The sequence below is a fragment of the Burkholderia sp. HI2714 genome, from assembly GCF_002223085.1.
Classification (GTDB): domain Bacteria; phylum Pseudomonadota; class Gammaproteobacteria; order Burkholderiales; family Burkholderiaceae; genus Burkholderia; species Burkholderia lata_D.
Window position 1 is genome coordinate 128,607 of record NZ_NKFM01000056.1, and the last position, 24,274, is coordinate 152,880.

18 protein-coding genes and 1 pseudogene are annotated in these 24,274 nt (G+C 64.3%); 9 read left to right on the forward strand and 10 right to left on the reverse strand.

Going from position 1 to position 24,274, the window contains the following annotated elements; translation table 11 throughout:
• Positions 1-19: 19 nt before the first annotated feature.
• From CFB82_RS31205 to CFB82_RS31230, 6 genes are all read right to left on the reverse strand, one after another.
• A complete protein-coding gene (locus tag CFB82_RS31205; protein ID WP_089486578.1) occupies positions 20-1,087 on the reverse strand; it encodes a maleylacetate reductase in 1,068 nt (355 codons plus the stop codon).
• 8 nt (positions 1,088-1,095) lie between these two features.
• Entirely contained in the window at positions 1,096-2,562 is a 1,467-nt protein-coding gene (locus CFB82_RS31210) for an aldehyde dehydrogenase family protein (RefSeq protein WP_089486579.1), read from the reverse strand.
• A gap of 51 nt (positions 2,563-2,613) precedes the next feature.
• Positions 2,614-3,633 (reverse strand): hydroxyquinol 1,2-dioxygenase, encoded by a 1,020-nt coding sequence (locus tag CFB82_RS31215; RefSeq protein WP_089447029.1) that lies wholly within the window; start codon positions 3,631-3,633, stop codon positions 2,614-2,616.
• A 38-nt stretch (positions 3,634-3,671) separates the two neighbouring features.
• The gene (locus CFB82_RS31220; RefSeq protein WP_089486580.1) at positions 3,672-4,166 is read right to left on the reverse strand and encodes a hydroxyquinol 1,2-dioxygenase; all 495 of its coding nucleotides are present in this window, start codon (positions 4,164-4,166) and stop codon (positions 3,672-3,674) included.
• 115 nt (positions 4,167-4,281) lie between these two features.
• A complete protein-coding gene (locus CFB82_RS31225; protein WP_089486581.1) occupies positions 4,282-5,211 on the reverse strand; it encodes a LysR family transcriptional regulator in 930 nt (309 codons plus the stop codon).
• 147 nt (positions 5,212-5,358) lie between these two features.
• Positions 5,359-6,612: an MFS transporter gene (locus tag CFB82_RS31230; RefSeq protein ID WP_089486582.1), complete on the reverse strand. Its 1,254-nt coding sequence runs from the start codon at positions 6,610-6,612 to the stop codon at positions 5,359-5,361.
• Positions 6,613-7,420: 808 nt separating this feature from the next.
• Here CFB82_RS31230 and CFB82_RS31235 point away from each other — a divergent pair.
• The 6 genes and pseudogenes from CFB82_RS31235 to CFB82_RS31260 all read left to right on the forward strand — a co-directional run bounded on the left by CFB82_RS31235 (position 7,421) and on the right by CFB82_RS31260 (position 15,367).
• Positions 7,421-10,189, forward strand: a pseudogene (locus CFB82_RS31235) (type VI secretion system Vgr family protein).
• Positions 10,190-10,208: 19 nt separating this feature from the next.
• Positions 10,209-12,521, forward strand: coding sequence for a T6SS effector phospholipase Tle3 domain-containing protein (locus CFB82_RS31240; RefSeq protein WP_089486583.1), 2,313 nt, complete (start codon positions 10,209-10,211; stop codon positions 12,519-12,521).
• 134 nt (positions 12,522-12,655) lie between these two features.
• Positions 12,656-13,999 carry a virulence factor gene (locus CFB82_RS31245; RefSeq protein ID WP_089486584.1) on the forward strand — a complete coding sequence of 448 codons (1,344 nt, stop codon included), beginning with the start codon at positions 12,656-12,658 and terminating at the stop codon, positions 13,997-13,999.
• Positions 14,000-14,078: 79 nt separating this feature from the next.
• On the forward strand, positions 14,079-14,336 hold the full coding sequence (locus CFB82_RS31250) for a PAAR domain-containing protein (RefSeq protein WP_089486585.1): 258 nt from the start codon (positions 14,079-14,081) through the stop codon (positions 14,334-14,336).
• Complete coding sequence (locus CFB82_RS31255) at positions 14,337-14,669, forward strand: TrfB-related DNA-binding protein (RefSeq protein WP_179255476.1); 333 nt, start codon at positions 14,337-14,339, stop codon at positions 14,667-14,669. It abuts the gene before it with no gap.
• Between the two features lie 56 nt (positions 14,670-14,725).
• Complete coding sequence (locus CFB82_RS31260) at positions 14,726-15,367, forward strand: hypothetical protein (RefSeq protein WP_089486586.1); 642 nt, start codon at positions 14,726-14,728, stop codon at positions 15,365-15,367.
• Between the two features lie 110 nt (positions 15,368-15,477).
• On the opposite strand, the gene CFB82_RS31265 is transcribed toward CFB82_RS31260, so the two are convergent.
• The gene (locus tag CFB82_RS31265; protein ID WP_089486587.1) at positions 15,478-16,092 is read right to left on the reverse strand and encodes an NIPSNAP family protein; all 615 of its coding nucleotides are present in this window, start codon (positions 16,090-16,092) and stop codon (positions 15,478-15,480) included.
• A gap of 199 nt (positions 16,093-16,291) precedes the next feature.
• On the opposite strand from CFB82_RS31265, the gene CFB82_RS31270 reads away from it, so the two are divergent.
• Complete coding sequence (locus tag CFB82_RS31270) at positions 16,292-17,788, forward strand: aminotransferase class V-fold PLP-dependent enzyme (RefSeq protein WP_089486588.1); 1,497 nt, start codon at positions 16,292-16,294, stop codon at positions 17,786-17,788.
• A 154-nt stretch (positions 17,789-17,942) separates the two neighbouring features.
• On the opposite strand, the gene CFB82_RS31275 is transcribed toward CFB82_RS31270, so the two are convergent.
• On the reverse strand, positions 17,943-19,043 hold the full coding sequence (locus tag CFB82_RS31275) for a DJ-1/PfpI family protein (protein ID WP_089486589.1): 1,101 nt from the start codon (positions 19,041-19,043) through the stop codon (positions 17,943-17,945).
• Between the two features lie 88 nt (positions 19,044-19,131).
• Here CFB82_RS31275 and CFB82_RS31280 point away from each other — a divergent pair, with 88 nt between their 5' ends.
• Together CFB82_RS31280 and CFB82_RS31285 are read left to right on the forward strand one after the other, a co-directional pair.
• Entirely contained in the window at positions 19,132-20,142 is a 1,011-nt protein-coding gene (locus tag CFB82_RS31280; RefSeq protein WP_089486590.1) for a GlxA family transcriptional regulator, read from the forward strand.
• 349 nt (positions 20,143-20,491) lie between these two features.
• On the forward strand, positions 20,492-22,024 hold the full coding sequence (locus tag CFB82_RS31285; protein ID WP_089486591.1) for an amino acid permease: 1,533 nt from the start codon (positions 20,492-20,494) through the stop codon (positions 22,022-22,024).
• A 128-nt stretch (positions 22,025-22,152) separates the two neighbouring features.
• Here CFB82_RS31285 and CFB82_RS31290 read toward each other — a convergent pair whose 3' ends face one another.
• Together CFB82_RS31290 and CFB82_RS31295 are read right to left on the reverse strand one after the other, a co-directional pair.
• Positions 22,153-22,932, reverse strand: coding sequence for an SDR family NAD(P)-dependent oxidoreductase (locus tag CFB82_RS31290; protein WP_089486592.1), 780 nt, complete (start codon positions 22,930-22,932; stop codon positions 22,153-22,155).
• 33 nt (positions 22,933-22,965) lie between these two features.
• Positions 22,966-24,213, reverse strand: a complete 1,248-nt coding sequence (locus CFB82_RS31295) for a D-arabinono-1,4-lactone oxidase (protein ID WP_089486593.1) — start codon at positions 24,211-24,213, stop codon at positions 22,966-22,968.
• Between the last annotated feature and the right edge of the window lie 61 nt (positions 24,214-24,274).

A 24,274-nucleotide genomic window follows, 5' to 3' on the forward strand; every position in this document is an offset into this window, starting at 1 on the left:
CGTTGGCGCATCCGGCCATTCATTGCGGCGCGCGCCCTTCCCATGCGCGCTGAAGCAGCGCGCGAATCGCGTCGCGTTCGATCGGCCGCGGATTCGCATACGGGTTGCGACACGCGAGGTCGGCCGCTTCGTCGAGGCCGGCCTCCGGCATCCCGAGGTCGGCCAGCGCCGGCGCGATGCCGAGCCGTGCGTTCAGCGCGAACAGCAGCGGGCCGGCTTCGGCCGCGTCGTTCCCGCCCAGCGCGCGCGCCACGCGGCGCAGCGCATCGGGCGCGGCAGCGTGGTTGTAGTGCGCGGTATGCGGCAGCATCGCCGCATGCGTCTGCGCGTGCGGCAGGTTGAAGGTGCCGCCGAGCGTGTGGCACAGCTTGTGATGCAGCGCCATGCCGACCGCGCCCAGGCAGGTTCCCGCGAGCCATGCGCCGTACAACGCGCGGCTGCGCGCGTCGCGGTTCGCCGGATCGCGCACGACCACGGGCAGCGCTTCGCCGAGCGCGCGGATCGATTCTTCCGCCATCAGGCTGATCACCGGGTTCGCGTCTTCCGCATAGAGCGCCTCGACGGCATGCGCCATCGCATTGATGCCCGATGCCGCGGAAATGTCCGGCGGCAGCGACAACGTCAGCGACGGGTCGTAGAGCACCGTCCGCGGCAGCACGCGCGCGTCGCGCCCGGTGCGCTTCAGCCGGCCTTCCGTGAGCCCGAAGATCGGCGTCATCTCCGAACCCGCGTAAGTCGTCGGCACGGCCAGGATCGGCAACACCGATTCGAGCGCAATCGCCTTGCCCAGCCCGATCGTCGACCCGCCGCCGATCGCGACGCAGCAGTCCGCTTCCAGCTCGTCGGCCATCTCGCGCGCCGCGTGCGCGACTTCGATCGGCACGTGCATGACCGCCTGCGCGCAGATGCCGGCCGCACGCTCGCCCAGGATCGCCGCCACGCGCTCGGCGAGCGGCCGCTGTTCGGGCGTGGACAGGATCAGCGCGCGGCGGGCGCCGAGCGTCGACAGCTCGTCCGGCAGCCTGTCGAGCGCGCCCCATTCGAACACGACACGAGACGGGGTGCCCTGATAGACGAAGCGATCCATGGCGAACCTCAGCGCTTGAAATGCGGCGGCACGTTGCCGTCGACGTTGACCCACACCGACCGCGCCTCGGTGTAGTCGTGCATCGCCTCGAAGCCCATCTCGCGGCCGTAGCCCGACTGGCCGACGCCGCCGAACGGGCTGCCCGGATTGACGCGCTTGTAGCAGTTGATCCAGCACATGCCCGCGTTGATCTGCGACGCCATCTTGTGTGCGCGGGAAAGATCCTTCGTCCACAGGCCGCTGCCCAGCCCGTACTCGGTTGCGTTCGCAATGGCCAGCGCTTCGTCGTCGCTGCCGAAGCGCAGCACCGTGACGAACGGGCCGAACACTTCCTCCTGCGCGACGCGGTCGGTCGCGCGCTTGGCCTCGATGACCGTCGGGCGTACGTAGTAGCCGTCGGCGAGCGCCGGGTCCTGCGGCGCGCTGCCGCCGGTGAGCACACGGCCGCCCTGTTCACGCGCGACATCGACGAACGACAGCACGCGATCGAGGTGCTGCTTCGAGGTGAGCGGCCCCATCTCGGTGTTCGCATCGAGCGGGTTGCCGATCCGGATCGACGACGCGAGCGCCACGAAGCGCTCGAGGAACGCATCCGCGATGCGTTCGTGCAGCACGAGACGCGAGCCGGCGATGCACGCCTGCCCCTGGTTGTGGAAGATCGCCCACGCGGCGCCGTTGATGGCCGCGTCGAGATCGGCATCGTCGAACACGATGTTGGCGCCCTTGCCGCCCAGTTCGAGCTGCACGCGCTTCAGGTTGCCCTGCGACGCTTCGACGATCCGGCGGCCGGTGGCCGTCGAGCCGGTGAACGCGATCTTGCCGACACCCGGATGTTCGGCGAGCCGCTGGCCGGCCGTGTGCCCGTAGCCGGGGACGATGTTGACGACGCCGGCCGGAAACCCGACCTCGGCCATCAGCTCGACGATGCGCAGCGTCGACAGCGGCGTGATTTCCGACGGCTTGAGCACCACCGTGTTGCCGGCCGCGAGCGCCGGGCCCATCTTCCAGCTCGTGAACATCAACGGAAAATTCCACGGCACGATCTGGCCGACGACACCGATCGGCGCGCGCTGCACGTAGTTCAGGAAGCCGGTTTCGACGGGAATCACCGAGCCCTGCAGCTTGTCGGCCATGCCGCCGAAGTAGCGGAAGCACGCAGCCGTGCGCGGCACGTCGAGCGCGCGCGAATCGCGGATCGGGTGCCCGGTGTCCAGCGATTCGAGCTGCGCCAGCTCCTCCGCATTGGCCTCGATCGCGTCGGCCAGGCGCAGCAGCAAGCGGCCGCGTTCGGCGGCCGGCAGCGCCGACCATTTGGGGAACGCGCGCGTCGCGGCTTCGACGGCCAGATCGACGTCCGCCGCTGTGGCGGCCGCGATCTTCGTGATGACGGAGCCGTCGTGCGGGTTCAGCACGTCGATCGTGCCGCGGTCGACGGCGTCAACGAAGCGCCCGTCGATGAAGAGTTGGGTTTGCATGAATCGTCCTCGGTGTATGGCGTGAAGCGCAAGCGGAAACTGACGCGCCGCTCAGAACGCGATCGGATACGGCGCGAGCTCGCCGCTCTCGTAGCGTTGCGGCAGGTTCGGCGTCGCGTTTTCCCAGACCAGCAGCATCGACCGCTTCGTGGAGTAGCCCTGATGCCGGATGTCGGCGGGCATCGCGCAGATGTCGCCGGCGCGCATCGTCACGCGTGCGCGCGGCGCGCCGGTGTTCTTGTCGCCGATGTCCCACACGATTTCGTCGGACAGTTGCAGGAACCATTCGACGCGGTCGTTGCCATGGAACACCGGCAGGATGAATTCCTCGGTGGTCGGGCAGAACAGGCTGCGCCCGCACACCGACGTGACCGACGGATTCCACGTCACGTCCGAGCGCGACAGGTACTTGAACAGGTTGAACGCGTGCAGCTCGCCTTCGAAGCCCGGCTCGACATGCACTTCCGGTTCATCCTGCGCGACGTCGAGGAACGCGCGGTTGACCGGCAGGTCGTCGCGCAGCGGCGAATCGCCTTCGAGGCCCGGCATGCGGCGCGTCGCGATCCGCGTGCGCTCGATCGCCGAGCCGTTCTCGCCGTGCTTGCGTCCGAACGCGGTGCCGGTTTCCTCGGGCGCCGCGAACGGATCGAAGCCTTCGTTCGTCCAGTCGTGCAGCATCGCCTTGAAGGTCGCCATGATCGTGGGCGTTTCGAAGGTCTCGGTGTAGTCCACGCCGGCGTCCTTCAGGATGCCGTTGAAGGTGCCCGCATACATGTCCACCTTGCCGTAGTGATTGCGCGTGCCGAATACGTGGTCGAAGTTCACCCAGCCGTAGAAGAAGCCCCATGCCACGTCGCGCATCATCGCGCGCAGGAACGCGTCCGCCGGCATCGCGTGCGTGCGGGTCTGGCCTTTCGCGGGCCAGCTGATCTTCACGAAATACTCGTCGCGCTGGAATTCGAATGCGCCGAGCTGGAAGCGGCGGTAGCCGGTGACGGCATCGGCTTCGGTCGATCGCACCAGATCGGCGGCAAAGCCTGCGGAAGTGTCGAAAGTGTCGAGGGTGGCCATAACGTGTCTCCTGGAAGTGTCGAATGAGGTCGGACGAATCAGTGCAGGCAGATGTCGGCCCACTTCTCCACGGACAGCTCGCCCAGGACGGTCTGCACGAGTGCGACGCCCGGCCGGCTGGCGGTGAAGCGGTATGCACAGCCGGCCGGCAGCAGCGCCTGATGGCCCTGGCGCAATACGACGTAGCCCATCTTGCGGCCGGCCGGTTGCGTGCCGGCGTTCACGGTGCCGCGCCCCGATTGCGGCGGCGTATCGAGCTTGATGAATTCGATCCGGACTTCGCCATCCATCTGGATCACGAATTCGTCGTGCGCGCAGGCGAACCACGGCGACTGGCCGTCGGTCCGCAGCACTTCGATCACGTATTCGAGGTTCTTGCCGGCGACGACCTTTTCATAAGGGGCCGACTTCGATGCGACCTCGAAGACATTCGAGAACGCGTAGTGTTGAGCGCTGCCGCTCGTGATTTCGATCTCGCCTTTCTTGTAACTGTCGAGCGAGCCAAAGACGGTATGGAATGCCGTGTCGGTCATTTCTGTCTCCTGAGTTGAACCGCTTGTTGGATTCCACTCTAGGGGCAACGGGCCACCGCAACAAGGCACGGGACGGCGACTACGGCATTTGCGTTTCGCGAATAATCCGCGCGGTTCAACGCACCCAGCCACGCTCCAGAAGGGGACGATCCCACGGCGATTCGTCGCCGATGGTTTCCGCGAGGAATTCGACCAGCGCCTTCACCTTCAACGCCTGCCGCTGCGTGGCGGGATAAACCGCGGCAAAGCTCAGCGGCGCGAGCTGGAAGTCGGTCAGGATGGGCACCAGCCGGCCGGCAACGAGCGCCTTGCTCGCGACGAGTGTAGGCAGACAAACGACGCCGCCGCCGGACAGCGCATACTCGCGCAGCAGGTGCACGGAGTTCGATCGGATCATGCCCGGCAGCTCCATTTCGACGACTTCGTCGCCGCGCGTCATCGTCCAGCGGTTGCGCGACGGATAGCCCGAATAGAGCGCGGTGGTGTGCTGCAGCAGGTCGCGCGGATGTTGTGGCGCACCATGCGCATCGAGGTAGGCGGGCGACGCGCAAAACAGGCGCCTGACGGTGAACAGCCGCCGTTCGATCAGCGACTCGGAGATCGGCGGAAAAATCTGGAACGCGATGTCGAACCCTTCTTCGACAGGGTCCACGACACGGTCATTGACGATCACGTCGAGCTGGATGCCCGGGTAGCGCCGGTTGAACTCCATCAGCGGCGCGCCGAAGTGATCGAGCGCGAAACCGGGCAGCATCTGGATGCGCAGCCGCCCGGTCGGGGTCGCGCGAAGCTCGCGCATCTGGTCGGTCAGCTCGTTGACGCGCCCCACCACCTCCGCGCACTCGCGATAAAACGCCTCGCCCACTTCGGACAGGCGCACGTGGCGTGTGCTGCGATGGAACAGCGGCGCGTTGACGAACTTCTCGAGCTGCTGGATGCGGTTCGTCACGACCGAGCTGGTCACGCCGAGCTGCCGCGCCGCCTCGGCGAAGCTGCTGGCCTCCGCCACCCGGACAAATGCCTCGATGCTCAGGAACCGGTCCATACCGCGCCCTTTTTCGACAGCGAAACCGGCAGTCTACCCGTGCGGATAACGGGCTGGGTCATGCTGGAAGCGTCACTCTGTCACCCAATCGATGTCAATCGCCGATGACGCCGGCCCGCGCATGCGCCGCCGTGCCCGCACGGGGCCTTACCGCGATTGCTCGCCCGCCGCCAGTTCCGGTTGCACCGCCACGCGACGCTGCAGCACGGCCGGTGCGGTTTCCTTCAGCAGCAGGCTGACCACGATGCCCAGCATGACCGCGCACATCGGCAGCCACAGAATGTTCTGGATGCCAAAGTGTGCGGCGACATAGCCGCCCATCGCCGGCGCGATGCCGCCGCCGAAGATCTCGCCGACCCCGACCACCACGCCGATCGACGTCGACACGAGCCCGATGGGCGCGGCCTCGGTGGCCACGGGGCCGGACAGCAGCGACACCAGCCCGAGCGTGAAGAACGACGCGACGAACAGCACGCCGAACAGCGCGAGCGGCTGCGGGCCGAGGCCGCGGAAAATGTAGAGCATCACGGCCGTCCCCGCGAAGCCGACGATGCTCGCGAGGCGGCGGCCGACCAGGTCGGACAGGCCCGGCAACCCGAACTGCCCGAGAAAACCGCCGAAGCCGATCGCCGACACGACGAGGCCCATCTTCTGCGTGCCGAGCGCCAGGTAGTCGGTCAGGTACAGCGGCAGCAGCGCGCCGAGCACGAATACGCCGGTCATCGCGCAGCACAGCGCGGCCATCGCCACGAGGATGTTGCGGCTCTTGAGCACATGGCCGAGCGACGCCGGCGCATGCTCCGACGCGACGGCCTTCGTGACCTTCGGCTCGCGGATCACGAAGAACATGATCGCGCCGAGGATCAGGCCGGGCACGGCCACCAGCGCAAAGACCCAGCGCCACGACACGAAGCCGAGCAGCTGCGTCGCGATGATCGGCGACAGCGCGAGCCCGAACAGCGCGAAGCCGCTTTGCTGCAGGCCGAGGTTCAGCCCGCGCCGCCGCGGATGCGACGCGTCGGCCGTCGCGGCAAAGCTCGTCGGGCAGAACGAGCCCTCCGCGACGCCCATCAGGCCGCGAATCGCCATCAGCCCGAGCAGGCCGCCCGCGAGCCCCGAGAAGCCCGACAGCAGCGAGAACGCGATGATGGCCGGAATCAGCACCTTGCGGCGGCCGATCTTGTCGGAAATGCCGCCCATCAGCGCCGCGAAGATGCCCCACGACAGGCCGAGCACGCCGATGCAGTTGCCGACGTCCTGCGCGTTCAGGTTGAGGTCCTTCATGATCGAAGGGAACAGCGGCGCGATCAGCCAGCGATCGAGGCCGACCAGCCCGAAGCCGAGCGCCAGCAGCGTGACCGCCTTCCATTCGTATGAGGTATCCCACTCGTTTGCTTTCATGTCCGTCTCCGTGGACACAGGTTCGCCTGCGCGCGCCGCAGCGCCTGCGCATGAGCCAGGTCCGATGGTTTTTGTATGCGACGCGAATCGCGAGGAAATGCCGGCTGGCGTTCGGGTGCGACGCGTTGGGTTCAATCAGCCGACGTCACCACGATAGGTGCACGGCCGCCAATCGGGTATGGAACAACCGGCGAACGCGCCATTCGCGAAACGCAAATAATCGCGGGCGGTGCACGGGAAGGGGCGAAGGGAAAGCGCGAAGCGAACGGGCGCGGCGTCGAAGTGACGCTCGCTCATGCGTCACGGGGAATTCCCTCATGGACATCGGGGCATCCACGCGCGGCGCCATTCACGTCACGCGTGCACAGAAGCCGCCCGCCGGGTAGCGGGAGGCGAAAAAACAGGGGCAAACCAAGATGCACCGGACGAGCACCAGCGCAATCCTGTTCATCCCCCTTTCCGACACCACCATGCGACGCAGCTCGTTCAGACATGGGATGAATCTCATTCTTTACACGCTCCATTCAATTTATTTCGACGAAAAACAAATCACCCATCCTTGATAAACCAATAAATTCTTATCCAAAATATTTACCCCCATTACTAAATACAACCCTTCACTCCTCACAAAGAATGTCAAATAAAGTCTCCTCCAAATCTAAAAAGCATCTCTAAATATCAAATCATTTCTTACAGCAGACAAGTTTGATATTCTTCACCGCGAATTTTCCATAACCTTCTTTTTATTTACCTGAAACCACAATTCGATCCAGTCCGAATTGAGAACGAAAATAACGAGATTGCGGTGATGTCGATAGAAAGTACATTCCGAAATTTTGCGTCCGGTCTGATGGGCGGCAACAAACGGCCTGTCGATCTCTATTTCGGGCTGGCGCAACGCACGGTCGGCCATTTGCTGGTGCTCCATCACGCCGATATTCGCGAAGGGTTGATATCGGGGATCGATGGGCAACTGACCTGCGTGTCCACCCATGCGCATCTATCGCCTGCGCTGTTTCTCGGTCTGCCCGTGTCGGTACGGCTGACGACCGATCGGGGTGGCATACGAGCGATCAATGCGATCGTGCGCGACGTGCGAGCCGGTCAATCCGACGGCGAACTGACCGTGTACCAGTTGCATGTGTGCGACGCCCTGTCGCTGATGGACCGCCGCACGAACGCCCGCCTATTCCGATCGTGCAGCGTGATCGACATTCTGGCGACGCTGATGAATGAGTGGAAACATCGCAGCCCCGCACTCGCGCAGGCATTCGATTTCGACCTGTCGGCATTGCAGGCCGAACGCTATCCGGTGCGCGAACTGACACGGCAGGTGAACGAGTCCGACGCGCGCTTCATCCGGCGTCTGTAGCGTCGGGAAGGCATCACGGTATTTGCGAAGGCGGGACCGATCGGAGGGGTGAGCGACACGGCCGACGAACGCCCGATACACACACTCGTGTTTTGCGACGATCCCTATCGCCTGACGGAAGCGCCGGCGGGCACACTCCGCGTCCATCCGCGCGATGCCGGAGTCGAGCAACGCGACACGGTGACGCTCTTTGCATGCTGCCAAAGTCTGTCGCCCGGCAAAGTCAGCCGTCCGTCGTGGGACTACAAGAAAGCCCGTGTAGACGAATCCACGACCGTCACCGGCATCGATCAGGGCGAGTCGGGGAACGATCTTGCGCACCTGCTGACCGACGTTGCGATCGACATTCCGCACGTCGGCGATTCGTGGAGCGATCACGATCGCATCACGCGCGACCGGATGCTCGCGCATCAGTTCGAAGCCGCACGCCATGAAGGCATCAGCAGCGTGCGCGACCTGCCGGTCGGTCACTGGTTCACGTTGACCGGCGACCCCGAGCTGGATATGAAGCCCGCCGATCATCGCCAGTTTGTCGTCACGTCGGTTCGGCACGATATCTGGAACAACCTGCCGAAAGTCCTGGCAGTTCGCGCAGACGGGCTGTTCACGGCAAGCCGTCACCTGACGCAAGTCGTTCCGCCGGCGCCAGCCGATGCATCGGAACGAACGGACACGCGCTATGAGAACAGTTTCACGTGCGTGCGACGCGGCGTGCCGCTCAAGCCTTCCTACGATCCGCGAATCGATGTGCCGCCGGTTCACCTGCTCACCGGCACGATCGTCGGCACACCGGGCGAGGAAGTGTTTTGCGATGAGGCCGGCCGCGTGCGCGTGCAGATTCACGGCTACGACCCGGTCGATCACGCCCACGCGCAAGGCGCCGGAACGACCGGCCTGGCCGGCGACAGCGCGCCGATTCGCGTCGGCGCAAGCCTGGCGGGGAAATACTTCGGCACGCTTTTCCTGCCTCGGGTCGGCATGGAGGTTTTGCTGGGGAGCCTGTCGGGCGATCCGGACCGTCTGGTGATCATCGGAATCCTGAGCAACGGCGCGAACCCGCCCGCGACCTTCAGCGATACCGGCTCGCTACCCGGCAACCGTTACTTGTCCGGGATCAAGACCAAGGAAATCAACGGCCATCGGTACAACCAGCTTCGTCTGGACGATACGCCGTCGCAAATTTCGGCGCAGTTGGCGAGCGAACACGCGCACACCCAATTGAATCTCGGCTATCTGACGCAGCCCCGTCGTGATGGACACGGGAGCGACCGGGGTGAAGGCGCGGAACTGCGCACCGACGCCGCTGCGGCGTTGCGCGCCGCCCGGGGCATGCTGTTGACGACCTATGCGCGGTCGCACGCGACCGGCGGTCAGCTCGATCGCGATGAACTGATTCACTTGCTCGACCAATGCACGGAGCTGTTCAAGTCGCTCGGCGATTACGCCGGCCAGCACGGCGGGCAATCCGCCGACACGGCCGGCCAGGACAACCTCGCCAGCGCATTCCGTCACTGGAAACCCGACGGTTCGGAATCCCGTGCCACGGGTGACGCATCCGCATTCATGGCGTTCGGCGCGCAAGCGGGGTCGCTGAACGTCACGCCGAAAACGCACGTCATGTATGCGGGCGAAAACATCGATCAGATTGCGCAACAACACATGCAGATCACGAGCGGCGAGCGGATCAATCTGCATGCCGGGCATGGCGTCGCGATGTTCGCGCATGGGAACGGCGTGTCGGTTATCGCGAATCAGGGGAAAGTCGCCATTCAATCGCAGAACGACGACACGCAAATAGAGTCCGGCAAAAACATCCAGTTGACCGCGGCCGACGGCAGGCTTGCTGGCACGGCAAGCGACGAAATCGTATTCGTCACGTCCGGCGGCGCGTATCTCAAGCTGCACGGGGGCGATATCGAACTGGGATGCCCCGGCAAGTTCACCGTGAAATCCGATGGCCATGCGTGGGATGGCCCCGCCAGCATGAGCGTCGACTTGCCGACATTCGATCAACGTCCGCTCGGCCGCATCCCGAAGCTGGTCCGCCCAACGGACGGTCACGCGGCACCGGGGTTCGAAGGACAGATTCGAAAGGCATCGGGAACGCTGTCGGATTTGACGACCGACATGGCCGGGGAATTGCCGGAGATCGATACCGACCGGTTCGAGAGGCTGGCGGTGCAGTTCACCAAGAAGAATGTTTAACGCAAGCGCAGGAATCCGTATGACCGATTCATCTCTCGATCCTCGGCCGGCTGCGGACGCCCGCACCAACGAGCATGCCGCGAAGACCGGCGTGCCCGACGCGGTTGCGCCGCGCCCGGAGCCGCCGCAGATCGTCGTCGGCCGGAGCGAAGGAGTCGCGATGTGGACGAAAGGCACTCGGCTGATCTGCATCAAGCAAATGCCGTTGCCCGGTATCGTCATCTTCGTGCATGGGGTGAATTCCGAAGGTGAATGGTTCGAAGCCGCCGAGCAGGGGCTGTGTGATGGCCTGAATCGCCGGCTCGGGCGGCTGGACGATCAACTCAAGTATCGCGGCATCGATGCCGGGCAGCTGGTGCCCGCGAAGTACACGGAAAGCGTGACGCCGGACGGGTTTCTGAATCCGAAGCTTTGGGCCGGCGACTACATCAAGCCCGATCCGTCGTTTTCACCGGTCATTCATTTCCGGTGGGGCTATCGGGCGACAGCCGAGGAACTCAAAGAATACGGCGACAAGATTTTCCTGAACGAGAAGGACTATTGGGGCGGCGGTCCGTTCACGAACGGTTGCGCGAGCCTGCCCGATCTCTGGCACGGCGGCCTCGACGACCGCGCGGCCGGGTGGTTGACCGTCCAGGGGATCAACCCGACCAATCGACCGCTGTATCGCGCGCCACCCCGCGCATATGGCGTGCTCGCAGCGTTGCGCCTTGCGAGGTTGATCGAGTCGATTCGCCGCATGCAGGCCGACGTGCCGATCACCGTCGTGTGCCATAGCCAGGGCAACATCGTGGGCCTTACCGCAGCCTTCTTCGGCGATGCACTACCCGATGTCGAAGATCCGTGGGGACGTAGCGGGCATTGCGTGGCCGACGCCTACGTGCTGGCGAATGCGCCGTACAGTCTTGCGCGCGCAGACGGCCCGAATCCATCCGATACGTTTATGGATACCTGGTCGCAACGCGCGACCAGGGACGGTGGCGGCCGTCGCGGGCGGCAGACCTACACCGCCCGCACGAAAACGTTCGGCAAGTTTCTGTCGATCATCGGCACTCGGAAGGCCTATGAACTTTCCGCAGACAAGATCGATGAAGACATGGCGAACGAACGGGTATCGCCGACCAGCAAGAAGTCTTATGCAGCACAAGACGATCGGGTACGCCACGGCCTGAACGGATCGACGTATGGTCGCGTCACCGCGTATTGCTGTCCACACGACCAGGTGATTTCGGCGGTCACGGTTCAAGGCATCGGCTGGCGCGGCATCGACGAGAACGAGCTGAACGATATCAGCGTCCCCGGCGTGCTGACGCAGCGCGTCTTTGCCTCCGGCTTCCACGTTGGCGTGCAGAAACGCTATCGATATCGGGAGGACGACTGGCGGCATGGCAAAGAGGGAACGACGTCGGGATTCTGGTATCCGCCTTCGCCGCCTGCAAAATTCAATCTCATCGGTGCGCTCAAGGGAAACGAGTCCGTGTTCGGGGTGGCGGCCACGCTTGCATCCGCGCCGATCATGTTTTTCGTGACCCAGATCAGCTCGGCATTGAATATGTTCCGCGTGAACGCCAATCCGCCGAAGGATTGGGCCGTGGTGGCGGACGCGCCGGCACTCGACGAACCGTTTACGCCGAAGGCGTTGCGGTTCGGCAAGCCCATCGAAACGAAGGACGGCAATGCGACAAGCGACTTCAACGAAGGCAACGATCCTCCGGCCGCATGGCGCGATGCAAGCAAGAGCGAGGCCGACAAGCGCGCGGACGATCCCTACGATCAGTACGAGGCGAAGAACAATGCCAGCGTCGCGCAAGGGACAGCGGAGAGCGAAGCCGGACAGCGTTACGAGGACCGCGCGTTGATGCGGATGGAGGCCCGGCGCACGCTGAATACGGAATGGCTCGATGGTGATGGCCATGTGATCGGCGAGGACGGCAAGAGCGAAATGCCGGAGGGCTACAAGGAATGGCGCGACAAGCAGATTGTCGATTGGCTCGATCGTGGCTCGACCAACAGCCCGACGAATCACTCCACGACGATGACCAATCCGGAGCATGCGAAAAAGGCGCTTGCGTACGATGTGGCGATCGGGGTTTGCTATCTGACGCCCGAGCAACTCTATGACCTGCGGATTGAAGCGGATTGGCGGATGGGCAAGGGTATTCCAGAAGATAGTTCGAACAAAAAATACTATGAATATTTCTCGCGCGGTGAAATTGACAACCTGCCTGTGCAGGAATGGGTACATATAGTGAGAGGCGAAGGAAATATGCCCGACGCGATTGTGGACGAACGTGAAGGCGAGTTCTATCTGAAGGTCGGGGGAGTGATTTGAAAATTCTAATCGTCACACGGTCGCGACGCGTCGCCGTCGCCGTTTCGACATGGCTGATCGCAACCGTACTCATGGCCTCGCTGATGGCGCACGTAGAACAACCCAACCCGGCACATTTGGAGATAGGAGATTGGATGAAACGATTCATTGTAGTACCCGGCCTCGCTGCACTCATGGTGTTTCTATTCATCACCGCACTGATGCGTCCAGCACAAGCCGGGCCTGTCCAGCAGCCTGCAGAGAATGCAACTCCGGCAGCCGAAGAACCGGCGAAGCCCTTCGTCGCACAGGTTGTTGGCCTGATGTGGTTGAATCCATTGCAACGCATGGACTACCCCACCCAATGGCAATTGTTGTGGACGCAAGGACTTGCCGTTCCAAACAAGAATGACGATATGGTTCGCACTGATCCGAAGTCGTTTACCACCTTGCAATCGGTAGCTGGTATCGCATACGGAAACAGAGGCAAGGAAACATTTAGAGGCTTCTATCGCAAGTACATGTTCGAGTTCCCTCTAATAATTCGCTCACGCTATTTCGCCAATCCAAAATATTTCTACACGGTAGGACCAAACGACAAAGGAGAGTGGCGCGAATTGGCTGGAATTCATGTTGAGCTTGCGATTCCGAATCGGCTTGATTCGGCTGAATCGCAAAGCTACTTGCGCGACTCAATTCGAAAGTCATTCTCGATCGGCAACCCGCATTTCCGAGAAATGTGGAGCCGCGACACGCCCCCCGACGTGCAAATCACCCAAGGCGGCGCGAACGCAGGCTTTACATCGCTGAACAAGGCACTGGACTACTTGCAGGAAAACCCCGACAAGACCGTATGGGCGATCAACTGGGACGCGCCCAACTTCCCGCCCACAGACGCACAGATCAACGAGAACCTTGTCGTGCTGTTCCTCGCCGGTCCAACCTTCAACACCGAGCGTGAACCGCTCGCGTGGATCGGCAAGGCGGCAACCGGTAACACACTCGATTTTCCGAAGAAGACCGGTACGACGCGAATCGTGCAGGCCTGGAAGGCAACGATCGATCAAGCCGCACGCAACGCCGGCATCGCGGCCCCCGACCTCAACTACATCGTTCACGACGCAGGCAAAGGCAGTGACGCATCGTCGGCACGTCTTGCCGTGCTCGGACAAACCTTGACCGAAACCCTTCCCGAATACGACCACCGCAAACAGACCTTCAACACGGCCGCCCTACTCGGCGACATGGGAACCGGCAGCGCATTGACCGACGTCGCGCTCGCCATCGGCCGGATCAATCACTTCGGCGGCAACGCACTCGTCGCCGGCACGACCGATCCAGATCACCCGGTCGCGGTCGTTGTCCGGCCACCGTCGAAGCTCACGCCGATCGATCCCGACAAGGACTGGTTCCGCGCACGCGGCGGCAACAACGCCTACCTGCCGTGGTGGGGCCGCCGACACGATACGAATTACGGCATGCAAGGCTATTCATGGTGATGCACACCGGCGCGGCAGATTGCTTCATCCGAGCGTGATCGCCGCGTCAGACCTCAAACCATTTGGAAGACGGAATCCCATGCGGGGAATTATCCGGGTAGAAGATACGCACACCCACGGCGGCCGGGTCGAATCCGGCGCCCGAAAAAGCAAGGTGATGGGGCGCTCGGTCGCCCGCATTGGCGACGTATGTTCGTGTCCGATTCACGGCGCTTGCACGATTGCCGAAGGCGACACGGCCTTCAAGGTCGAAGATCGAGACGCTGCCTTCGATGGTCACAAGACTTCATGCGGCGCGACCTTGATTTCTTCACTTCACACTTCCGGGCGAGTTTGAATGCAAAAGACCCGACGCATGACTGCCGAACAGTTCCGCCTGTTGCGCGTGCAAAATACACGAATCCAGCCTTTAAACCAGTGGGCCCTGCACGAGATTTTCGTCAAGGGCCGATCGCAGCGGGCCGTGGCGGCGGAAGTCGGCATGACGTGTTCCGCGATGTCGCAGCTTGTACGGAAGGTGTGGCAGCGGTATCTGGAGCTGCCGGGAAACTGCACGCGCCTCACCACCCTCACGATCACGATCCCGGCCAGATATGAGCCCGCACTCCAGGCATGGGTGCGGGATGCCTATCGATTGGCGATTCAGAACGAACAAGATACGGCGACCTGATCGATTCCCGCCCCGGAACTTCTCTCAAACCCAACTCACACCGGTTTTTACGCCCCATGAAGTTTTCGATCAATCCGGATGCGGCACGGTACGCGACGATCGTATCGATCGTCTCCGCCGGCATTTCCATCGTTTCGGCGTGGTCCGCACACGACGCGATGAAAAGTAACGAACTCGTGTACCGACCCTACGTGGTGGCAACACAGCACTTCGACGACTCCGAAAACAGGCGTGGCATCTATCTTTCGAATGCAGGGCTCGGACCGGCCATCATCAAGGGTATGACCGTGACGATCGGAACCCGAAAATACACTGGCCTCGGCCCCAGTATCTGGTCGCGCGTTCAGTCCGATGCAGGCGTCCGCGCCACGGGATGCTTCAGGACCGGCTGGCCGCGCCCCGACGATCCGCTGAAAGCCGGCGAGATCGTACCGCTTCTGGCCTTGTCGGATAAGGCGCCACCTCCATGCCTGCCCATCTTGCTCAAGTTGCTGGCCACGAACGATATCGCTATCGATATCCAGTACGAATCCGTGCACGGAACGGCGTTCTCCTCGACGCGCGACGTCGGCATACACGATCCCGACGCAACGCAGATCGTACGCCAATATGACGACATCGAACGGCGCATGGTTGAACTGCTCAAGGGCATGGAGGCCGTGCACGCTCCGCACACTGCGTCCGCTGCGCAGCCCTGAATGCTGCTCGCGGCACGGCCGATCGCGTTGCGTGTCGGCGTGCCGGCGCCGCAATCCGGCCGTCAGGCCGCGCTGGCATTCCGCGACCTCTTCGACGCTTCACCAAAAATTCAACCCAGCGGAGACCACGCTTCCGGCAGGCAAATCGTCGACGTGGCCCGCTCGATCTGCTGCGGTCCGCCCTTGGGCGGCCAGAGCCCTTCGGCATAGTGGCGCGCGCGCAATGCCATGCGCTCCTCCAGGCTCGAGAACCCCCAGATATGGGCGATGCGAGGCGGGCCGTCGATCGCGTACATATTCGCGACGAGATGAGACGTATAGGCTTCGGCCTGGCCGACGGCCTGTTCCCACGCGGCGATCGTCGGCGCGATCCCGGCCGGTTTGAGCCAATAGCGGCGGAATTCGTAGAACCTGCCGAGTGTCGACGGCTCGATCTCGGGCAGGAACGGAAACAGTTCGTAGGTTTCCATGCTGAGACCCACATGGGCACCGCCGATATTGAACGGCCCGCCGCTCATCAACGCACGTCGACGCTCCTGCTGCAGTTCGTCGATTTCGTCGAAGCCTCGCAGCACGACGATCTGCCCCAATTCGCCGATTTCCGAACGCCATGCGCCGAGGAGACGCCCCGCGGCCCCCGGATCCGTTACCCATCGGTGCGCCCCAGCCGAAACGGCATCCTGCTCCAGCAGCAAACACGACAACGTCGTCAGTTCATACTGCATCTCGACAATCCCTCGCAAAATGGGCCGTGGACACGCAAATCGCACCCGCCTGCCCCCAAAAAAATAAATTCCCCCAATCCACATTCTGATAAAACGTTATTCCATATCAAGCTGAATCGCCAGCCGACTTTAGATCCTTTTTCCCTTCTGTCCCCCGTATCATTTCTTCCATTCCGAAAGAAACGAGCATGAGAAGGACATGAGCGACACCACCCCGCTGCACTACCTCGACTACGCCGCCACGACGCCCGCCGATCCGCGTGTGATCGAGGCAATGACGGCCTGCCTCGGCTTCGACGGCATCTTCGGCAACCCCGCATCGAGCTCGCACGCCGCCGGCCGGCTCGCGAAAGACAAGGTCGAGCAGGCCCGCGCGCAAGTCGCCGCGCTGATCGGCGCGGACGCCGACGAGATCGTCTGGACGTCGGGCGCCACCGAATCGAACAACCTCGCGCTGAAGGGTTATGCGGAAAACGCGACCGGCAAGCGCCACCTGATCACGAGCCGCATCGAGCACAAGGCCATTCTCGACACGATGGCGAACCTGGCGAAGCATGGCTCGACGGTCACGTTCCTGACGCCCACGCGCGACGGCGAGATCACCGCCGACGCGGTCGCCGCCGCCATCGGCCCCGATACGGGCCTCGTGTCGCTGATGCTCGTGAACAACGAACTCGGCACGCTGACCGATATTGGCGCAATCTCGCGCATCGTGCATGCCGCGGGCGCGCTGCTCCACGTCGACGCCGCGCAGGCGCTCGGCAAGACGCCGATCGAAGTGCGCGCGCTCGGCATCGACATGCTGTCGATGTCCGCGCACAAGGTGTACGGCCCGAAGGGCATCGGCGCGCTGTTCGTGCGCCGCGACATCGCGGACCGGATCGCCCCTCAGATTCATGGCGGCGGGCATGAGCGCGGCTTGCGTTCGGGCACGCTCGCGACGCATCAGATCGTCGGCATGGGCGTTGCCTGCGAACTGGCCGCTGAAAAGCTCGACGGCGAAGCCGCTCGAATCGCGGCGCTCGGCGCGCGCCTGACGGACGCGCTGGTCGCACTCGGCGATGTCACGCAGAACGCGGCCGCCGCGCGCCGCATCCCGCACACGCTGAGCCTGACGGTGAATGCGCCGGGCTTCTTCCCGTTCATGCTCGGCGAAGCGCTCGCGGTGTCGTCGACGTCCGCATGCAACTCGACCAGCGGCGCACCGTCCCACGTGCTGACCGCGATCGGCCTCGATGCGGAAACGGCAGGCCGCACCGTGCGCGTGAGCTTCGGCCGCTTTACGACGGAGCAGGATGTCGACTTCGCGATCGCCTGTTTCCGCCACGCGATCGAACAGTGTCGTGCGACAGCGGCGAACGGGTTCGCCGCGTCGCGGCAGATCACGCCGGCCGACCTGAAGGCGATCCGCAATGCCGGCTTCCGCTCGGTCATCTGCAACCGGCCGGACGGCGAAGGCGACGCCCATCCGGCGTTCGACGAAATCGCCACGGCGGCCCGCGAACTGGGCCTCGACGCGCGCTACCTGCCGGTCGAGCGCGACGGCATCGGCGATGCGGAGATCGACGCATTCGGTGCACTGGTCGACACGCTGCAGAAGCCGGTACTCGCGTATTGCCGCAGCGGCAGCCGCTCGGGCTTGCTGTGGAGCCGGCTGTCCGCCCGGCGGACGGCCGAAGCCCCGGCCTCTGTCTGATCGATCAGGAACATCGTCCCGCCGCGCGTGAGCGGCACTGCGTTCGCGAGGAGATCGACATGAAACTGCCGTGCCTCGACATTCCGCTGCCCGGCGCCGGTGAACTCAGCCACAAGCGCGGCACGCAATACCAGCATGCCGCGCAAACCGGCCGCTACTTCGGATACTCCAGCTGCAGCGCGACCCAGCCTGATGTCGCGTCGCCATAGCGTGCCGCGATGTCGCCGAGCACACCGGGCAGCACCGCTTCCCCACGCCGATCGGCCGGCATCGTCACACGCGCGTGCCGGACGTTCGCCGGCTGCGCCAGCAACCGCAGCCCGTGCCTCGACTCGATCACGCGCGCGTCTGCCGTCGCGACGACGTCACTGCGCCAGGTCCGCGCCCACGCGTCGGCGGTCAACGCAACCGGAAGCTCGTCGAACCCGGCTTCGACCGGAAGATCGAACGTCTCGCGCCGCCAGAACGCGACGCGGTTCGTCAACGCAACCGCCACCGCACGCGCCGTCAACGCGAACCGGCTTCCGTCGTGGACATCGCTCCATGCGTACGCGCCGACGCGCCGCGCCGTCTCGCGCGCCGCTGCCGGCCCGGCCAGCGCACTCACCAATGCCAGCGAAGCAGGAATCGACGCCGACACGCCGGTCGTCGTCATGACGTTGCCGTCCATCACATAGCGGCGATCGTCGACCCACGTCGTATCGGCAAAGCGGCGACGCAGGCCTTCACGCGAATACCAGTGGGACGTCGCCGTGCGATGCCGCAGCAGGCCGGCGTTCGCGAGGACTTCCGCGCCATCGCAGATCGCCACCATCGTCGCGCCGGCGGCGGCCTGCTTGCGCAACCATGCCAGTACGGCCGGGCTGTCCGCGCGATGCAGCGCGGGCACGATCACCACGTCGGCCCCCGCAGGCGTCGCGGCATCGAACCGGTCGAACGTCGTATCGGCCAGCATGCGCAGCGCGGGCATCAGTTCGACCTCACCTTCGTCGGCCGATACGGCGACGACATCGACCGCCCCGGACGTCTTCAGCATCGCGTACGGCACGATGAAATCGGTCGTCTCCGTTCCGGCGTTGTCCGCGACGATCGCCACGAGCGGCCGCGTGCGGCCCGCCTTCGGCGCGCCGATCGTCAGCACCTGTGCGGCCGGCAGAGCATCCTCCGCCTTCACCGGCACATGCCACCCCGCTGTACACGCGCCCAGCATCGAGCACACGAGCAGCACTGCCCCGCCTGTCTTCCATCCCCGCATCGTTCACCCGCATCCGTCGATTGCATGTCCGGAAAATTACAAGGATCATGCTCGCGGTCACAAGGACAACTCCACCGCACTTTCCGCCATGTCCCAGTCAACCTGTTCGGCACGCGACATCGTCGTCGTCGGCTTCGAAGGCGTCCAGTCGCTCGACATCACGGGCCCGATGGAAGTGTTCGCGGTCGCGAACCGTCACCTTCCCGACCATGCCGTGCCGTACCGGCTCACGCTCGCGTCGCAACACGGCGGCGACATCGTCACGCACGCGGGCCTGCGCCTCGCCGGCACGGCCGCACTCGCGGCGTTGCCCGAGCGGATCGACACGATCATCGTCGCCGGCGGCGATGAAGCGGCGCTGCGCCACGCCGCGTCGGAAGCCGGCGTGCTGCCGTGGCTGCGCACGCGGATCGCTGGCACGCGGCGCATCGCGAGCATCTGCACGGGCGCGTTCGTGCTGGCGGCGGGCGGATGGCTGGACGGCCGGCGCGCGACCACGCACTGGAACCAGTGCGCGATGCTGCAGGCGCTCCGTCCCGACGCGCGGATCGAACCGGACGCGATCTACGTCAGCGATCCGCCGTTCCACACGTCGGCCGGCGTGACGGCCGGCATCGATCTGTGTCTTGCACTCGTCGAGGCCGATTGCGGCGCGCCGACCGCGCTCGCGGTCGCACGCGAACTCGTGCTGTTCGTGCACCGTCCCGGCGGACAGGCGCAGTTCAGCGTCGGGCTCGGCTCGCTGGCCAACGCGACGCCGCGCATGCGCGCCCTGCTCGCCGAGATCGCCGACGATCCGGCCGGCGATCTCGGCGTCGCCGCGCTGGCCGCACGGATGCACATGAGCGAACGCTCGTTTGCGCGCCACTTCCTCAAGGAAACCGGGCGATCGCCGGCGCAGTTCGTCCTGGCCGCACGCGTCGAGCGCGCGAAGGCGCTGCTCGAGCGGGCCGACTGGCCGCTCGAACGCATCGCCGAGCGGTCGGGATTCGGCAGCATCGACGCGTTGCAGCGCGCATTCGCGAAGCAGGTCGGCGTGTCGCCGCGCGACTATCGCGCCCGCTTCGGACCGCGACACGACAAGCCGCAAACGGAATAGGCCGTCGCCGGTTCCCGCATGCGTCCGGGGCCGCTTGCGTGGCGGCGCCCCGGCGACCCGGCGATCGCCCGTGGCCACCGGCCGCGCCTCCGTCACGCTCCCGGCCCTTCCGGCGACGAAACGGGCCGACAAGCCCTGTTCCGGTGCATCCGCCCGGATTTTCACTACATTGCCGAAATCTGATAGAGCCGGGAAATTTGATTTCATACCGTTCACGCATCGGACTGCAAAGCGATGGCCGCTCGACACGGCATCGCGAGCCGCCGACGAATCCCAGGAGCGGGCCAGATTGCTTGGCCCTGGCGGCGATGACGGTCCTGCCACGCAGGACATTCGTGACGGAGCGACCATGGATGCAAAACTCCAGCCTGATTCAGGCACCGACAGTGACGTAAGCCTGCTGCACAAGATGGGCTATGCGCAGGAACTGTCGAGACGTATGAGCGGTTTCTCGAACTTCGCGGTTTCGTTTTCCGTGATCTGCATCCTGTCGGGCGGCATTACCGCGTTCCAGCTCGCGTTTTCCGCGACCGGCGGCGCGTCGATCGGCCTCGGCTGGCCGTTGGGCTCGCTGTTCGCGCTGATCGTCGCGGTGTCGATGTCGCAGATCGCTTCCGCGTTTCCGACGGCCGGCGGCCTCTATCACTGGGGCGCGATCCTCGGCGGGAAGAAATGGGGGTGGATGACCGCGTGGCTCAACCTGATCGGCCTGATCTTCGTGATCGCCGCGATCAATTTCGGCACCTACGATCCGTTCTTCAAGACGCTGATCGCGCCGATGTTCGGCGTCAGCCCGGACAGCCTGACCTGGTGGCATCAGACGGCGTTCATCGCGTTCATCACGATCTCGCAGGCGATCCTGAATGCGCGCGGCATCCGGATCGCGAGCAAGATCACCGACCTGTCGGGCTACCTCATCTTCGTGGTGACGATCGCGCTCGTGGTGTCGCTGCTCGTCTACTCGCCGGTCGCGTTCGACGCGCATCGGCTGGTGACGTTCACCAATTTCACCGGCGTCGATGGCGGGGCATGGCCGAAGCAGGCCACGCCGCTCGCGTTCCTGTCCGGCCTGCTGCTCGTGACCTACACGATCACCGGCTTCGACGCTTCCGCGCACACGTCGGAAGAGACGCATGACGCGGCCAAAAACGTGCCGCGCGGCATCATCGGGTCGGTGTTCTGGTCGGCGGTGTTCGGCTACGTGATGGTGTGCGCGTTCGTGCTGGTGATGCCCGACCTGACCGCCAGCATGAAGCAGGGCACCGGCTTTTTCGAGGCGATTCTCGCGCCGATTCCGAAGACGCTGCGCGTCACCCTCGAGCTCGCGATGTTCTTCATCAACTACGTGTGCGGGCTCGCGGCGATCATGTCGACGTCGCGGATGGTCTATGCATTCGCACGCGACGGCGGGCTGCCGGCGTCGAAGCTGCTGCGCAGCGTGAGCCCGACGCACCGGACGCCCGGCCCCGCGATCTGGACGTGTGCGGTGCTCGCGATCGTCGTCACGCTGTACGGCGACGCATTCTCGGTGTTGAGTGCCGGCAGCGCGGTGTTCCTGTTCATCTCGTATGCGATGCCGATCGGCTCCGGGATGCTGGCCGAGGGCCGCTCGTGGACCGACAAGGGCCCGTTTCAGCTGGGGATCTGGTCGAAGCCGTGTGCGCTGCTCGCGCTGGTCGGTGCCTGCGTGCTTGCGTATGTCGGCATCCAGCCGCCGAACGAGAAGGTGCTGTACGTACTCGTCGGCTTCGTGGTGGTGCTGATGGTGATCTGGTACGGCTTCGGCGTGCGAAACACGTTCGCGGGGCCGCCGGTGCTGAAGGACACGCGCAATCTCGACCGCATCCGCGAACTCGAGGCGAACGTCGATCCGTCTGTCTGAAGCGTTTCGAATCAGGTTGAAAAAAAACCGACTCGTTGGCTTCGTGCCGCGAGTCGGTTTTTTCATGTCCACACGCAACGACGAGATTCAACCGCGTTGCAGCAGTTGAATCTTGCCGGCATCCGCGATCAGACGGCGGAGAAACAGTTGTCGACGAACAGGTGCGTGCCGTTGACGAAACTCGACTCGTCGGAAGCGAGGAACAGCGCGGCGGCCGCGACTTCCGACGGCTCGCACAGGCGGCCTTGCTGGACCGCGATCGCCGCCTCGGTCGCGTCGACGCCCATCGCCTGCAGGTCCTTCAGTTCGCGCATCCCGTGCGGCGTGCGGATGAACCCCGGCGCGAGCGCGTTGCATCGAATGCCGCGATCGCGATACTCGACCGCAATCGCCCGCGCGAACATGTGGCACGCGCCCTTGGTCGCGTCATACAGCACCTCGCCCGGCGTCGCGCACACCGCGGAAATCGACGACGTGCAGACGATGCTGCCCCGCCCCTTCTCCAGCATCTGCGGCAGCACCGCCTTCGTCATCAGGAACATGCTCTTCACGTTCACGCCCATCAGCCAGTCCCATTCCGACTCCTCGATGTCGAGGAACGGTTTGACGATCAGCGTGCCGGCGTGATTGAACAGGATGTCCGCGTTGCCGTACTGCGCCCGTGCGGCGCTCACGGCCTGCTGGACTTCGGCCTGTTTCGACACGTCGGCGCCGAGGCCGATCGCCTGCAGGCCCGCGTCGCGCAGCCGCGACGCAAGCGTTTCGGCGGCGTCGCCGTCGCGGTCGATGATCGCGACCTTCGCGCCCTGGGCGGCGAACAGTTCGGACGCCGCGCCACCGCAGCCGCCGGCGCCGCCGCTCACGATCGCGACCTTGCCGGCCAGGCGGCCGTCAATCTTGACATTCATGTTTCCTTCTCCAGTCTGGTTCGTTCGGTCTGCTCAACTGAACAGCGTCCGCAGGTGATCGTTGAGGAAATAGCCTTCGGGGTCCACGCTGCGGCGCAGCGCGCGGAACGCTTCGGCCTTGGGGAACCAGCGATCGACGTCCTCGCGGTTCGTGAAATGCAGCTTGCCCCAGTGAGGGCGCGAGCCGTAGTCGCGCAAGATCGTGTCGACGTCCTTCAGGAACGGCCAGTAGTCGATGCCGTTCGGGCCGCCCGAGCATGAAATGGTGACGCTGTCCTGGTGATTGAACGGGCTGATCCACGCCGGGTCGCCCTTCGTGAAGCGGTACTCAACCGGGAAAATGCAGTCGCGGTGTTTCGTGAGGATCAGCTCGCGCACCCGGCGCAGCGCTTCCTTGCCGTGTTGCGCGGGCACCGCGTACTCGAGTTCGTGGAAGTTCGGCACGTAGTGGATCGCGTACACCTCGGAGCTGTAGGCAATCTTCTCGTGCTCGCCTTCATGGAACGTGCGCGCGTCGGTGATATCCATCACCTTGATCTCGCACACGTCGTAGTCCTTCTTCGAGTTCGACACCTTCGTGGTGTCGGGCAGGCAGTAGAGATCGCGGCTGGCCGACGTCGGGCACCAGAAGAAACCGAAATGCCGGTGCTTCGCGGCCAGGTCGTCGTACTGCTCCATCAGCGCGTCGAAGTCCTCGCGCCACACGCGGTCGTGCAGCCAGAACGCATCGGTCACCTGCAGCGTGATCTCCGACACCACGCCGAACATGCCGATGTTCACCTGCGTCGCATGCAGCAGGTCGAGGTCCTGCCGGTCGCTTACCTTCATGATCGAGCCGTCCGGGCGCACGATGCGCATCCCGACGACCTGCGACGACAGGTTGCCCAGTGTCGTCCCCGTGCCGTGTGTGCCGGTGGCCAGCGCGCCGGCGATCGCCTGCGAATCGATGTCGCCCTGGTTGACGAGCGACAGGCCGAGTTCCTTCAGGTGGCGCGTCACCGCATTGATTTTGGTGCCGGCCTTCACGGTCACGCGCTTGCGCGCTTCGTCGACATCCACGATGCCCTGGTAGTCCTGCAGCGACAGCAGCAGGCCGCTGGTGGCCACGACGGGCGTGAACGAGTGCCCCGACCCCGCGCACCGCACGTGCTTGCCTTGCCGCGTCGCGGCATGCACCAGTGCCGCGATCTCGGCCTCGCTGGTCGGCGACGCCAGATGCGCGGCCACGCACGACTGATTGCCGACCCAGTTTCTCCAGAATCCGCCACGGGGAAGTTCCATGACCGTCTCTCCAGCGTCGTATTGGTGCCAAAGGTAGGGTACCGAAAGGTTTTCCACTATC